The 12,534-nt window shown below is 62.7% G+C and carries 12 protein-coding genes and 2 riboswitches; of the genes, 10 read left to right on the top strand and 2 right to left on the bottom strand.

The window, feature by feature from the left end; translation table 11 throughout:
* Entirely contained in the window at positions 1–546 is a 546-nt protein-coding gene (thpR, locus tag HU736_RS06025) for an RNA 2',3'-cyclic phosphodiesterase (RefSeq protein ID WP_103437606.1), read from the bottom strand.
* Between the two features lie 216 nt (positions 547–762).
* Between thpR and lpxO the strand changes: the two genes are divergently transcribed.
* The 3 genes from lpxO (at position 763) to HU736_RS06040 (ending at position 2,799) form a co-directional block, all read left to right on the top strand.
* Complete coding sequence (lpxO, locus tag HU736_RS06030; RefSeq protein WP_103437607.1) at positions 763–1,662, top strand: lipid A hydroxylase LpxO; 900 nt, start codon at positions 763–765, stop codon at positions 1,660–1,662.
* 145 nt (positions 1,663–1,807) lie between these two features.
* Complete coding sequence (locus HU736_RS06035) at positions 1,808–2,152, top strand: carboxymuconolactone decarboxylase family protein (RefSeq protein ID WP_103437608.1); 345 nt, start codon at positions 1,808–1,810, stop codon at positions 2,150–2,152.
* Positions 2,153–2,229: 77 nt separating this feature from the next.
* Positions 2,230–2,799 (top strand): GNAT family N-acetyltransferase, encoded by a 570-nt coding sequence (locus HU736_RS06040; protein WP_181107446.1) that lies wholly within the window; start codon positions 2,230–2,232, stop codon positions 2,797–2,799.
* 53 nt (positions 2,800–2,852) lie between these two features.
* On the opposite strand, the gene HU736_RS06045 is transcribed toward HU736_RS06040, so the two are convergent.
* The gene (locus tag HU736_RS06045) at positions 2,853–3,599 is read right to left on the bottom strand and encodes a hypothetical protein (RefSeq protein WP_103437610.1); all 747 of its coding nucleotides are present in this window, start codon (positions 3,597–3,599) and stop codon (positions 2,853–2,855) included.
* Positions 3,600–3,762: 163 nt separating this feature from the next.
* Positions 3,763–3,966, top strand: a riboswitch (cobalamin riboswitch).
* A 112-nt stretch (positions 3,967–4,078) separates the two neighbouring features.
* On the opposite strand from HU736_RS06045, the gene HU736_RS06050 reads away from it, so the two are divergent.
* The 7 genes from HU736_RS06050 to HU736_RS06080 all read left to right on the top strand — a co-directional run bounded on the left by HU736_RS06050 (position 4,079) and on the right by HU736_RS06080 (position 12,478).
* The gene (locus HU736_RS06050; protein ID WP_186700923.1) at positions 4,079–6,202 is read left to right on the top strand and encodes a TonB-dependent receptor; all 2,124 of its coding nucleotides are present in this window, start codon (positions 4,079–4,081) and stop codon (positions 6,200–6,202) included.
* 140 nt (positions 6,203–6,342) lie between these two features.
* Positions 6,343–7,509: an acetyltransferase domain-containing protein gene (locus tag HU736_RS06055; protein ID WP_103437612.1), complete on the top strand. Its 1,167-nt coding sequence runs from the start codon at positions 6,343–6,345 to the stop codon at positions 7,507–7,509.
* 28 nt (positions 7,510–7,537) lie between these two features.
* A riboswitch (cobalamin riboswitch) is annotated at positions 7,538–7,738 on the top strand.
* 127 nt (positions 7,739–7,865) lie between these two features.
* The gene (locus HU736_RS06060; protein ID WP_103437613.1) at positions 7,866–8,879 is read left to right on the top strand and encodes an ABC transporter substrate-binding protein; all 1,014 of its coding nucleotides are present in this window, start codon (positions 7,866–7,868) and stop codon (positions 8,877–8,879) included.
* Complete coding sequence (locus HU736_RS06065; RefSeq protein WP_181107438.1) at positions 8,876–9,892, top strand: FecCD family ABC transporter permease; 1,017 nt, start codon at positions 8,876–8,878, stop codon at positions 9,890–9,892. The genes HU736_RS06060 and HU736_RS06065 overlap by 4 nt, the downstream gene beginning before the upstream one ends.
* Entirely contained in the window at positions 9,889–10,677 is a 789-nt protein-coding gene (locus HU736_RS06070) for an ABC transporter ATP-binding protein (protein ID WP_186700922.1), read from the top strand. Before HU736_RS06065 ends, HU736_RS06070 begins: the two co-directional genes overlap by 4 nt.
* Before the next feature lie 17 nt (positions 10,678–10,694).
* On the top strand, positions 10,695–11,135 hold the full coding sequence (locus HU736_RS06075; protein ID WP_186700921.1) for a pseudoazurin: 441 nt from the start codon (positions 10,695–10,697) through the stop codon (positions 11,133–11,135).
* Positions 11,135–12,478, top strand: coding sequence for an OprD family porin (locus HU736_RS06080; RefSeq protein WP_367615291.1), 1,344 nt, complete (start codon positions 11,135–11,137; stop codon positions 12,476–12,478). Before HU736_RS06075 ends, HU736_RS06080 begins: the two co-directional genes overlap by 1 nt.
* Positions 12,479–12,534: the final 56 nt, after the last annotated feature.

The raw sequence follows: 12,534 nt of genomic DNA on the forward strand, positions 1-12,534 counted from the left end.
TCAGACCTTCAGCGGCCACTGCGCCAACGGCAAATAGCGGCCCTTGCGTGACTCGTACAAGGTGAAGTGCCGCGCACTGAGGTAAAAATCAGCCGGCACGCTGGCCTCCGGCACCTGCCCCTGAAAGTCCCGTGCCAGGGTCAGGTGCGCGCGGTACTCACGGCTGCTGCGGGCGATGCCCAGGCCCAGCGCGGCCTGTTCCAGGGCATACACCAACTGGCGCAGGGCGGGCGGCGCATCACTTGCCTGCAACACCAGCGCTTCGGCCCGTGGCCACACCTGCAATTGATCGAGCAACACGCGTAACGGCGCGGCCGGGCGTTTGATCTGGTCGACCGCAGCGCACAGAGCGGGTAACTGCGCACTGTCGACATCCCCGAGAAACAGCAGAGTCAGATGGAAGTTGTCGGCGGGCACTGGCTTGCCGCTGCGCAACTCAAGTTGACGACGCCACTGGGCGACGCTGCGGCGCTGGTCATCACTGACTGGGAGGGCAAAAAACAGTCGCTTGAACGGGCTGCCGCTGGGGCGCGTTTCCTTGGCCATGTTCGCTCCGGATTAATGAACGGATCAGTCGAGTGTACCGGCCTGACGGATCGGAGATGAGCCGAAAATCCTAGCGGAAACGTTTGCGCGACACGTAGGCAATGCCACCAAAGTACCGTCGATCAAATGTAACAATAAGTACAAAGTCGTACTCGGTTTGTTTATGCTGACGCGATCTAGCCATGGCTCATGGCCATTCTCTACAAGTGTTTGTCGATGAAAATTGCTTTCGTACTGATCTTCGTCCTCTCGATTGCCTATGTGCATCTGCGTGGCCATGTGCGTCACAAGCTGACGCGCCAGCTGGGGGACCACTCGAGTTTCCTTGCGCCGATCAACAGCTTCCTCTATCTGTTTTCCAGGCTGCCGGCCAAACCCTACCTGCCGGTCGATGCCTTCCCAGAGCTGCAACCGCTCAAGGACAACTGGCAGGAAATTCGCGCTGAAGCCCAGCAGCTGCTGCACGTTGGCGAAATCAAAAAGTCCGACAACCATGACGACGTTGGCTTCAATTCGTTCTTCAAGACCGGCTGGAAGCGCTTTTACCTGAAGTGGTATGGCGAGACCCACCCGTCGGCGACAACACTGTGCCCGCGCACCACCGAGCTGCTGCAAGGCATCGGTACGGTCAAGGCTGCCATGTTCGCCACCCTGCCCCCAGGCGCCAAGCTGGTTCGCCACCGTGACCCGTATGCCGGCTCCTATCGTTATCACCTAGGCCTGGACACGCCGAACGACGATGGCTGCTATATCGATGTCGATGGCGAAAAGTACTCGTGGCGCGACGGCGAGGCGGTGATTTTCGACGAAACCTACATCCACTACGCCGCCAACACCACCGAGCACAACCGCATCATCCTCTTTTGCGATGTCGAGCGGCCGCTCAAGTACCACTGGGCTACCGCCTTCAACCGCTGGTTCAGCCGCAAGGTGATGGCCGCGGCTGCAGCGCCCAACAACGCTAATGACAAGACTGGCGCGATCAACCGCCTGTTCACCCGCATCTACAAAATCCGCGAGCGTGGCAAGGCGCTGAAAAAACGCAACCGCATGCGCTATTACCTGGAAAAGTGGCTGGTGGTAGCGGCCCTGGTGCTGGTGTTCATCTACATCTGAGACAGCCTGGCAAGGCGCCGTCATGCCGGCGGCGCTGAATGCTTGCTACCTAAGTGCAACACGCTTTCGACTATTATCCCGCTCGCTAACCCTCTCCACTCGACTAGCCTGAAAGCTCCTGCCGCAACCCTACAAGGTGAAGACAATGAGCATGATGGACTGGGACGCCTACCGTAAGCAGCTGATGGCTGGCATCGGCGACCTCAAGCAACTCTCACCGGACACCGTCGCGGGCTACGTGACCGCCAGCGGCGCCGGGGCCAAGACCAACCACCTGGATGCCAAGACCCGCGAATTGATCTCGCTGGCGGTTGCCGTCACCACCCGCTGCGACGGCTGCATTGCCGTGCACTCCAAGGAAGCCCTCAAGCAGGGCGCGACCCGCGAGCAGATCGCCGAGGCGCTCGGTGTCGCCGTGGCGATGAACGCTGGAGCTGCGCTGGTCTATTCGACCCGAGCTCTGGATGCGCTGGGCCAAGCCGACGAGTAAGCCTGTCGGCGTCGCCGCACTTGCGCGGCGGCGCCTGCACCACCAGACTTGCCGGCTCAGCCCGTGCAGGTACCGCCATGATCCACATCCGCCCCATGACCGCCGCCGACTTCGACGGCTTCTGGCCCACTATGCAAAACATCGTCCAGGCCCGCGAAACCTACGCCTTCGACCCGCAGATCAGCTTCGAGCAGGCGCGCCAGCTGTGGCTGGAGGCACCGCTGCATACGCTGGTGGCGGAGCAGGACGGCGAGCTGCTTGGCTCGTATTACCTCAAAGCCAATGCCGCCGGACCCGGCGCCCATGTGGGCAACTGTGGCTATATGGTCTGCCCGGCTGCACGCGGGCGTGGCGTGGCCAGGCTGATGTGCGAGCACTCACAGAAGCTTGCCCGCCAGGAAGGGTTTCTGGCGTTGCAGTTCAATTCGGTGGTGGCGAGTAACGAGGTGGCCGTGGCGCTGTGGCGCAAGCTTGGCTTCGATGAAGTCGGCCGCCTGCCCAAGGCCTACCGGCATGCCCGGCTGGGGCTGGTGGATTGCCTGGTGATGTACAAATGGCTGGCGGATGAGCCGGTGGTGGAGAAACCTGCGCTGCTGATCGGGCGCAAGAACATTGAAGCGCGGGTGTCGCGGCGGCGTGGCAAGTAGCTATAGGTCGGAGTAGTTGGGGCTGCTTTGCAGCCCCACTACAAATCGCTAAATCAGAACGCCAAACCAACCTTCACACCAAACTCATCACGCTTGAGCTTGGTATTGTCAGCCACATCCGAGTCTTCATCGAGTTTGTACTCGGTGCGGGTGTAGTAGACGCTGCCGTAGACCGGCATGCCGCCCTGCTGGTTCATCAGCAGGCTGACTTCGGCATAAGGGTTGGTGCGGTCTTTCATATCCACGGTGTCGCTGCCGAAATCGTCGACCTTGAGCTTGGCGCGGCCGTCAATGCTACGGCGAGCACCGACTTCAACGCGCAGGGTCGAGGCATCGAACTGGTGGTTGTAGCCGATGGCAGCCTTGGCGAACGGCGACTTGTAGGTCAGCTCGTTGTCCAGGTCGTCGAGCTCAGGCTCGAAGCGCGACCAGTCATAGCCGGCGCCCACGGTAAAGTCGAGGAAGTTGCGCGCGTCCATCGCAGCACGCCAGCCCAGGTCCAGATCAACCTTGGCTTCCTTGAGCTTGTTGTCGCTCTTCTTACCATACTTGGCGTCCGCGCCAATCTGGTAGATGAAGCCGGATTCGGCGGTCATCTTGTTGCCATAGTTGGCAAACAGACCACCTTGACCAAGGTGATCGGTCTCCGATTCAGAGCCGCCTTCGAACTTGAACTTGTCGTAGCTGCCGAGCAAGCCGAAAGTGAACAGCGGATCGGTACTTGGCGCAGCGCTGGCAGCAAGCGGGGCAGCGATCAGGGCCAGCAGGCAGGAATGACGCAACAGGTTACGGGTTGACATAGGTAAAGGTCTCCATGACGTGGGTGTTTCTGTGACAATCGAGCGCTTCGATGCACACCGAATGTGAAAAGTTCGAAAAAGAATCAGTAAAAACTCGCAAACCTCTAATGCGTCACAAATTTTTCTCAGCGCCAAGGTTTGACTAAGGCCACTTTCGATGCTCAGATGCGCGCCAGTTTCAGGTGTCCTGCGCCGCCGTGCGCAGGGTGAAACGGGAAGCCGGTGCGTCATCTGCATGACTAGTCCGGCGCTGCCCCCGCAACGGTAAGCGAGTGAAACCTTCGACACACCACTGTGCCCGTGCACGGGAAGGTGAAGGTTTCCAGCCCTCGCAAGCCCGGAGACCGGCCTGCAACTTTCAGTTGGCAAACCCGCGGTGGGCGGGCGCAGGCCGGTTTGCGCGTGTGCCCAGCGTTCGTGCCCGCTTGTCTTTGCGTTGTTTCCACCGGGATCCTTACTTCCTGCACCAGTGGAACGACATGTCCCGTACCAATACCTTTACTCTTCTGGCGGCCTGCATTGCCGCCGCTTCGCCAGCCGTGGCCGCAGAGCCGGCGAGCAAGGTCGTCGCCCTGCCCTCTATCGCGATCAGCGAACGCCGCGACGCAAGCGCCGACCTCACCAGCAGCAGCGAGACCGGCTCGCGCCTCGGCCTCACTGCCCTCGAAACACCAGGCAGTGTCAGCAGCCTTAGCGCCGAACAGATCCAGCAGCGCAGCAACCTCACCGTGCAGGATGCGGTCACCCGCACCCCGGGCATCACCTCCATCGGCACCCCAGGCGATGGCGGCACTGGCCTCAGCGCACGCGGCTTCAACGGCCATGGTTCGGTGATGACCCTGCTCGACGGCGCGCGTCTGTACACCGGTGCCGGCACCCAGACTTTCCCGGTCGACCCATGGCTGGTCGAACGCATCGAAGTGCTGCGCGGGCCGGCGTCGGTGTTGTACGGCGAAGGCGCCACCGGCGCGGTGGTCAACGTCATCCCGAAAAAGCCCGTGCAAGGCGAGATCCACAACCAGCTGCGCCTGGGCTACGGCTCATGGGACCGCCAGCAACTGGGCCTGGACAGCGGCGGCAGCCTGAGCGAGCGCCTCAGCTACCGCGCCACCATCAACCAGCAGCAAGGCAATGGCTATATCGACCGCGGCGACTCACGCAACCTGGCCCTGGGCCTGGCACTGCGCTTCGATGCCAGCGAAGCCCTGAGTTTCACCTTCGCCCACGAACGCGGCGACGCCGAGCCGATGAACTACTTCGGCACACCGCTGATTGCCGGGCACTACCGTGACAGCCTGCGCGACAAGAACTACAACGTGCGTGACGCCGAATTGCGCTACCACGACGAATGGACCCGCCTGAGCAGCGAGTGGGCTATCAGTGACAACGTCAGCGCCAGCAACCAACTCTATTACATCAAGAGCCGTCGCCACTGGCGCAACGCCGAAAACTACAACTGGGATGCAGACGTCGGCCAACTGCTGCGTAATGGTTTTCTCCAGATCAAGCACAACCAGGAGCAGATCGGCGATCGCCAGAGCTTCGCCTTCCAGCACAGCCTGTTTGGCCTGGCCAGCACCACCGTGGTAGGCGCCGAATACAACAAGATCCGTTTCCGCCTGACCAACAACTGGCCCTACAACGATATCGGCAACGACTACATTGACCCGTGGCAGCCCGCGCCCGGCCAGTTCGCCAGCGCCACGCCGCTGCAACCGCGCTCGTTCAGCACCACCCACAGCGCAGCGCTGTTCGCCGAAAACCGCACGCAGCTGACCGAGCAGCTGTCGCTGGTGACCGGTATTCGCCGTGATCAGAACCACATCGAGCGCGACAACCTGATCGACGGCAGCCGCACCGACCGCAGTCTCAGCGGCGGCAACTGGCGCGCCGGGCTGGTCTATGCGCTGACGCCGGACCTGTCGCTGTACGGCCAGTACTCGACCAGTGAAGACGGTGTGGAAAACCTGGTCAGCCTCAGCTCGGCACAGATGAACTTCGACCTGACCGAAGCGCGCCAGACCGAACTTGGCGTCAAGCAGCGCTTTCTTGATGGCGGTGGCGAGTGGACCTTGGCCGCTTATCACATCGTCAAGAAAAAGCTGCTGGTCGACGACCCTGTCAGCCATCAACCGCAACAGGCCGGCCAGCAGACCTCCGATGGCCTGGAGGCGACCCTCGAATTGGCCCTGGCCAACCAGTGGCAGCTGTCGGCCAACGCCGCGCTGCTGCGGGCCAAGTACGACGACTTCAATGAAAGCGTGGCAGGCGTTGCCACCGACCGCAGCGGCAAACGCCCGGCCAATGTGCCGCGACGCAGTGCCAACCTGTGGCTGAGCAAAGGCTTTGGCCAGGACGTCGATGCCGGCGTCGGCCTGCGTTATGTCGACACGCGTTACGCCGACACCGGCAATAGCCAGAGCATCCCCAGCTACACCGTGGTCGATGCCAACCTGGGCTGGCAAGTGCTGCCTGACGTGCGCCTGGGCCTGCAGTTGAACAACCTGTTAAACCGCAACTACGTGACGGCCGCCTACAGCGGCGAGCAGTGGCTGCTGGGCGCACCACGCTCGTATTTCGCCACGCTGGACTACAGCTTCTAGACGCGATTTACCCTGGCTGGCCGCGCAGCAAAGGGCTGGCCAGGGCCTTCATGGTCACTACGCTCGCCGACAAAAGACTTTCAACAGGAAAACTAATAGTTATAAGATAACGTTACACGAAACCTCACCAGCGAATTTTCATGACAATCGCCCTAACCTCCCCCACCCTCGTCAGCCAACGCCTGCAGAGCATCGATGCCCTGCGCGGGCTGGTCATTCTGTTCATGCTGCTCGATCACGTACGCGAGACCTTCTTCATGCATCACCAGGTGGTTGACCCGATGACCATCGAAAGCACCGAACCTTCGTTGTTTTTCAGCCGCACCCTGGCGCATCTGTGTGCCCCGGTGTTCGTCCTGCTGACCGGTCTTTCGGCCTGGCTGTATGGCGAGAAGTATCAAGGCCGCGGCGCCACGTCGGCGTTCCTGTTCAAGCGCGGACTGTTTCTGGTGGTGCTGGAATTCACCCTGGTCAACTTCGCCTGGACCTTCCAGTTGCCCCCGACGGTGATCTACATGCAGGTGATCTGGGCGATCGGCGTGAGCATGATCGCGCTGTCACTGCTGGTCTGGCTGCCACGCCCGGCGCTGATCGCGCTCGGTGCACTGATCATCGCCGGGCATAACCTGCTCGACGGCGTGCACTTTGCGCCCGGCTCGGTCATGCATGTGCCGTGGGCGATCCTGCATGACCGCGGCTGGCTGGAGGTGTCCGACAGCCTGCGCATGCGCACCTCCTACCCAGTGCTGCCGTGGATTGGTGTAATTGCCCTTGGCTACGCCCTCGGCCCGTGGTTCGCCCGCAGCAGCGTCGCCGGCGTGCGCCAACGGCGCTTGCTGCTGGCGGGTGTAGCGGCCCTGCTCGGCTTCGTCGGCCTGCGTCTGCTCAATGGCTACGGCGAAGCACCGTGGAGCAGCTACCCAAGCCTGGTGCAGACCGTGATGAGCTTTTGCAACATCACCAAGTACCCGCCATCACTGCTGTTCCTGGCACTGACGCTGGGCGCCGGGCTGCTGTTGCTACGCGGCTTCGAACGCGCCGGCCAGGCGCGCTGGATCAGTGTGCTGGCGGTGTTCGGCGCGGCGCCGATGTTTTTCTACCTGCTGCACCTGTATGTGCTCAAGCTGCTGTACCTGGCCTGTGTCGCGCTGTTCGGGCTCAATCAGGGTGGTTATTTCGGCTTCGACAGCATCGGCTTCATCTGGCTGACTGCAGTCTTGCTGGCGGCGGCGTTGTACCTGCCGGTGCGCCAGTTTGCCCAACTCAAGGCACGCCGCCGCGACATCAGCTGGCTCAAGTATCTCTGAAAAGCGTTTTCCCCCGGCGGCGTGATGGTCTACCATGCCGCCCGCCGGTTTCCATCACGGAACTAACAGGGAATCCCAGGCCTGCCCTCAATGCAGGCGAAACGGAACTGCCCCCGCAACTGTAAGTGCCGAGCCTGCTCCATCGATGCCACTGGGTTGCTGACCCGGGAAGGCTGGAGCCAGGCCATGACGCACCAGTCAGGAGACCTGCCGGCAAGCATTTACCAACCGGCGGGGTGTCCGGGCTGGCCATCTCCACCCTTCCCAGGGTGCTGCCCGTTGCCGTGCGCAATGGGCAAGGCGATGCCTGTCCGTGGGTTCATTCCCCGCATTGTTCGATAGGAGATCGCCCACCCATGCTGCCCCGTTTCGTGACCCTGCTGGCAGGCCTGAGCCTGTCTGGCCTGGCCCAGGCCGCCGCCACCCACTATCCGCTGACCATCGACAACTGCGGCGCGGTGCAGACCTTTGCCCAGGCGCCGCAGCGCGCAGTGACCATCGGCCAGGCCGGTACCGAAATGCTCTATGCACTAGGCCTGGGCGACAAGCTGGTGGGCACCTCGCTGTGGTTCAACAACGTGCTGCCCGAGTTCAAGGCGCAGAACGACAAGGTCGAGCGCCTCGCTGACAACGATCCAAGCTTTGAAGCAGTGGTCGGCAAGCGCCCGCAACTGGTAGCTGCGCAGTTCGAATGGATGATCGGCGCACAGGGTGTGGTCGGCACCCGTGAGCAGTTCAACGAGCTGAACGTGCCGACCTATGTGCTGCCGTCCGATTGCGAAGGCAAGGACAACCTGGTCGGTGCCGACGGCACCCGGCTGCAGCCGTTCCAGATCGCCAGCATCTACAAAAGCGTCAGCCAACTGGCCGAGATCTTCGACGTGCAGGCGCGTGGCGAAGCGCTCAACAACGAGCTCAAGCAGAGCCTGGACACTGCCCGCAAACAACTGGCCGGCCACGACCTGACGCAGACCTCCGCCCTGTTCTGGTTCTCCAGTGCCGACCTCGACATCGACCCATATGTCGCCGGCCGCCAGGGCGTGGCCGACTTCATGCTGCAGACCCTGGGCGTGCGCAACGTGGTCGAGTCCAGCGAAGAGTGGCCAACGGTTGGCTGGGAAACCCTGGCCAAGGCCAACCCGACCTGGCTGATCATCGCCCGCATGGACCGCCGCCGCTTCCCTGCCGATGACTACCAGAAGAAGCTCGAATTCCTCCGTAGTGACCCCGTCACCAAACACATGGACGCCGTTCGCAAGGGCCGCATCATCGTCCTCGATGCCGACGCGATGCAGGCCGGTATTCGCCTGTTCCGTGGCCTGGAGACGCTGTCCAACGCGTTTGCTTCGGGGAAAGCCGAGCAACCATGATGCGTCTGCTGCCCTACTGCGCCGCTGCCCTGCTCGCCTTGCTGGGGGCGATGCTTGCCGGTATCGCCATTGGTGAAACGCCAGTGGCGCCCAGCGTGGTCTTGCGGGTCCTGGCCAACAACCTGTGGGACGCCGGTTACCCAGTCGACCCGATCGACGCGGGCATCATCTGGAACTATCGCCTGACCCGCACCCTGGTGGCTGCCGCATGCGGCGCCGGGCTGGCGACCTGCGGGGTGATCCTGCAGGCGCTGCTGCGCAATCCGCTGGCCGAGCCGTATCTGCTCGGGTTGTCGGCGGGTGCTTCGACGGGTGCGGTCGCGGTAGCCCTGCTCGGGCTTGGTGGCGCTGCGCTGTCGATGTCGGGCGGCGCGTTCATTGGTGCACTGGCAGCGTTCGGCCTGGTCCTGCTGCTGTCGCGGGCCAGCGGTGCTGGCGGCGGTAATGCCCAGGTGATTCTGGCTGGGATCGCTGGCTCGCAGTTGTTCAGCGCGCTTACGGCATTCTTGATCACCAAGTCGGCGACTGCCGAACAGGCGCGCGGCATTCTGTTCTGGCTGCTGGGTAACCTCAGCGGCGTGCGTTGGCCGTCAGTGTGGCTGGCGGTGCCAGTGGCGCTGCTGGGTTTGGCAGTATGCCTGTGGCATCGGCGCACTCTCGACGCCTTTACCTTCGGCGCCGACTCGGCGGCCTCGCTGGGTATTCCGGTGCGCCGCAGCCAACTGCTGCTGATCAGCTGCGCGGCGCTGGTTACGGCAGTGATGGTATCGATTGTCGGCGCCATCGGCTTTGTCGGCCTGGTCATTCCTCACGCACTGCGCCTGCTGCTCGGCACCGGTCACAGCCGCCTGCTGCCGGCAAGTGCCCTGGGAGGTGCGCTGTTCCTGATCAGCGCCGATATCCTCTCGCGGACCTTGATTCCTGGGCAGGTGATTCCGGTCGGCGTGGTCACTGCGCTGATTGGCGCGCCTCTGTTCGCCTTGATTCTGGTAAGCCGCCGGGGGCGCGCATGACCAACCTCAACACCGTGAATCTCGCGCCGCTCAGTTGCCGAGGCCTTGGCCTGCGTCTGGGTGGCAACGATCTGCTCGAAGCGGTCGAGCTTGAGGTGATCGCCGGGGAAACCCTCGGCGTGGTTGGCCCAAATGGCTCCGGCAAATCGACCCTGCTCAAACTGCTTGCCGGCCTTCTCAAACCGAGCAGTGGTGAAGTGCAACTGCTCGGCCAGCCACTGGCGCGCATGCCCCGGCGGCAGATCGCCCAGGTCTTGGCTCTGGTCGAGCAGCAGGCCGACACCAGCGATGCCATCAGCGTGTATGACGCCGTGGCCCTGGGTCGCACACCATGGCTGTCGGCGCTGGCGCCGTACTCCCCCGAGGATCGGCGCATCGTCGAGCAGGCCCTTACCGATCTTGACGCCCTGCATTTGCGCCAGCGCCTCTGGCACAGCCTGTCCGGCGGCGAGCGGCAGCGCGTGCACATCGCCCGCGCCCTGGCCCAGCGGCCGAGCGTGTTGCTGCTCGATGAGCCGACCAACCATCTCGATATCCAGCACCAACTAAGCCTGCTGCAACAGGTCCAGGCTTTGCCGGTGACAACCTTGGTGGCATTGCACGATCTTAACCAGGCACTGACCTGCGACCGCCTCGCGGTGCTCGACCAAGGCCGCCTGGTAGCCCTTGGCAAGCCCCATGAAGTGCTCACGCCAGAGCGCCTGCTGTGCACCTTCGGCGTACACGCTCACTACCTCACCGACCCATACGACGGCGCGCGCATCCTGCGCTTTCGCGCCCCCTGAACACGGATGTTCTCACTATGTTTTCACGCCTTCTCGCCTTATTGCTGTGCAGCACCCTGCTCGCCCCTCTGGCTCACGCCGAAGTCCATGAAGTAAAGATGCTCAACCGCGGCAGCGACGGTGCCATGGTCTATGAGCCGGACCACCTGCGCATCGCTCCCGGCGACAGCGTGCGCTTTGTGCCGACCATGAGCGGGCACAATGCCGCGACCCTTGCCGAGCTGCTGCCAGCCGGCGCCGAAGCCTTCAAGAGCAAGCTCAATCAGCCCCACGAGCAGCAGTTCAGCGTGCCGGGGTTGTACGCCATTCAGTGCATACCGCACCTGGCGATGGGCATGGTCATGTTGATCCAGGTTGGCGAACCGGCGGTCAATAGGCCGGCCCTGCCGGCGACCTTGCCAGCCCGGGCCAAGGCCCGTCTGCAAGTACAGCTGGAGAAACTGGGAGCAAGTCAGTGATCCATTTCAAGCGCGCTGTTGCTCTGCTGCCGCTGATCACTGTCTCCCCTCTGGCAGCCGCCGAGCCTGCCCAGGCAAAGGCCAACGGGCTGATTGAAGACAGCAACTGGAGCCTGCTCAACCGCAGCGTATTCGACCAGCGCGATTATCGTCGCGGCGCCAGCAACAGCGGCGCGCGCAACGCCTACAAACCGCGTAGCGAGCGCAGCGGCAAAGCCGAAGAATGGGGCTATGGCCTGATGGGCACCTTGCAGTCAGGTTTTACCCAGGGCCTGATCGGGGTTGGCGTCGATGCCCACGCTTACCTCGGCGTGCAACTCGACAGCGGCGGCGGCCGTGCGGGCAAGGCGCGCTTGCTCAGCGTGGACAATCAAGGCCACCCGAAAACCGAGTACAGCCGCGCTGGCGCCGCACTTAAACTGCGGATGGCCGATACGGCGCTGAGCTACGGTGAGCAGCGGGTAAAAACGCCGGTATTCAACGCCTCCGACAGCCGCCTGCTGCCAGAGACTGCAACCGGCTGGTTGTTGACCAGCAACGAAGTTGACACCTTGAAACTGGTTGCCGGGCACTTCACCGAGAGCGCCGACCGTAATGCCAGCAGCCACAACCAAGGCCTGGTGGTGAACTACTCGAATGCCCTCAAGGGCGACAGCTTCGACCTCGCCGGCATGGTCTGGAACCCGAGCGATGCCATCAGCGCCAGCTTGTACACCTCGCGCTATGAAGACACATGGAACCAGCACTATCTGGGCAGCACCCTCAGCCACGCCCTGAGCGACCAACGCAGCGTCAGCCTCGACCTCAACCTGTACCGCACCCGCGACACCGGCAAGGCCTTGTCCGGGCAGATCGACAACACCACCTGGAGCCTGGTCTCGCGCTACAACCACGGGCCACACGGTTTCAGTCTCGGTTGGCAGCGAGTGCACGGCGACACCCCGTTCGACTACGTCAGCCGCGGCGCCATTTTCATCAGCAACGCGGTGCAGCTGTCCGACTTCAACGCCCCCAACGAGAAGTCCTGGCAGGCGCGCTACGACCTGGACATGGGCGCCTACGGCGTGCCTGGGTTGAACCTGACGGCGCTGTATGTACGCGGTTTCGACATCGACGGCAGTCGTGTCGATCCACGCGGCGGTTATGCCTATCTCGGTTACGGTCGCGGCGGCAAGCATTGGGAACGCGACCTTGAAGCGCGCTATGTGGTGCAGAGCGGCAAGGCCAAAGGCATGGTGTTCTCTCTGCGGCATGACGTGCATCGTGGGAACACGGCGCAAGCTGAGCTGGATGCGGATCAGATTCGGGTAGCGGTGGAGTATCCACTTACGGGTGGGTTTTGAGGCAGGCAGAGCGAAGCTGATCGGAACGAGAAGCTCTCACTGCGTCTTCGCTTATC

The sequence above is a fragment of the Pseudomonas shirazensis genome (assembly GCF_014268785.2).
Taxonomy (GTDB): domain Bacteria; phylum Pseudomonadota; class Gammaproteobacteria; order Pseudomonadales; family Pseudomonadaceae; genus Aquipseudomonas; species Aquipseudomonas shirazensis.

Excerpts from the sequence above, each read along its gene's own strand:
- thpR (WP_103437606.1), bottom strand. The coding sequence starts at position 546 with ATGGCCAAGGAAACGCGCCCCAGCGGCAGCCCGTTCAAGCGACTGTTT.
- lpxO (WP_103437607.1), top strand. The coding sequence starts at position 763 with ATGAAAATTGCTTTCGTACTGATCTTCGTCCTCTCGATTGCCTATGTG.
- HU736_RS06035 (WP_103437608.1), top strand. The coding sequence starts at position 1,808 with ATGAGCATGATGGACTGGGACGCCTACCGTAAGCAGCTGATGGCTGGC.
- HU736_RS06040 (WP_181107446.1), top strand. The coding sequence starts at position 2,230 with ATGATCCACATCCGCCCCATGACCGCCGCCGACTTCGACGGCTTCTGG.
- HU736_RS06045 (WP_103437610.1), bottom strand. The coding sequence starts at position 3,599 with ATGTCAACCCGTAACCTGTTGCGTCATTCCTGCCTGCTGGCCCTGATC.
- HU736_RS06050 (WP_186700923.1), top strand. The coding sequence starts at position 4,079 with ATGTCCCGTACCAATACCTTTACTCTTCTGGCGGCCTGCATTGCCGCC.
- HU736_RS06055 (WP_103437612.1), top strand. The coding sequence starts at position 6,343 with ATGACAATCGCCCTAACCTCCCCCACCCTCGTCAGCCAACGCCTGCAG.
- HU736_RS06060 (WP_103437613.1), top strand. The coding sequence starts at position 7,866 with ATGCTGCCCCGTTTCGTGACCCTGCTGGCAGGCCTGAGCCTGTCTGGC.
- HU736_RS06065 (WP_181107438.1), top strand. The coding sequence starts at position 8,876 with ATGATGCGTCTGCTGCCCTACTGCGCCGCTGCCCTGCTCGCCTTGCTG.
- HU736_RS06070 (WP_186700922.1), top strand. The coding sequence starts at position 9,889 with ATGACCAACCTCAACACCGTGAATCTCGCGCCGCTCAGTTGCCGAGGC.
- HU736_RS06075 (WP_186700921.1), top strand. The coding sequence starts at position 10,695 with ATGTTTTCACGCCTTCTCGCCTTATTGCTGTGCAGCACCCTGCTCGCC.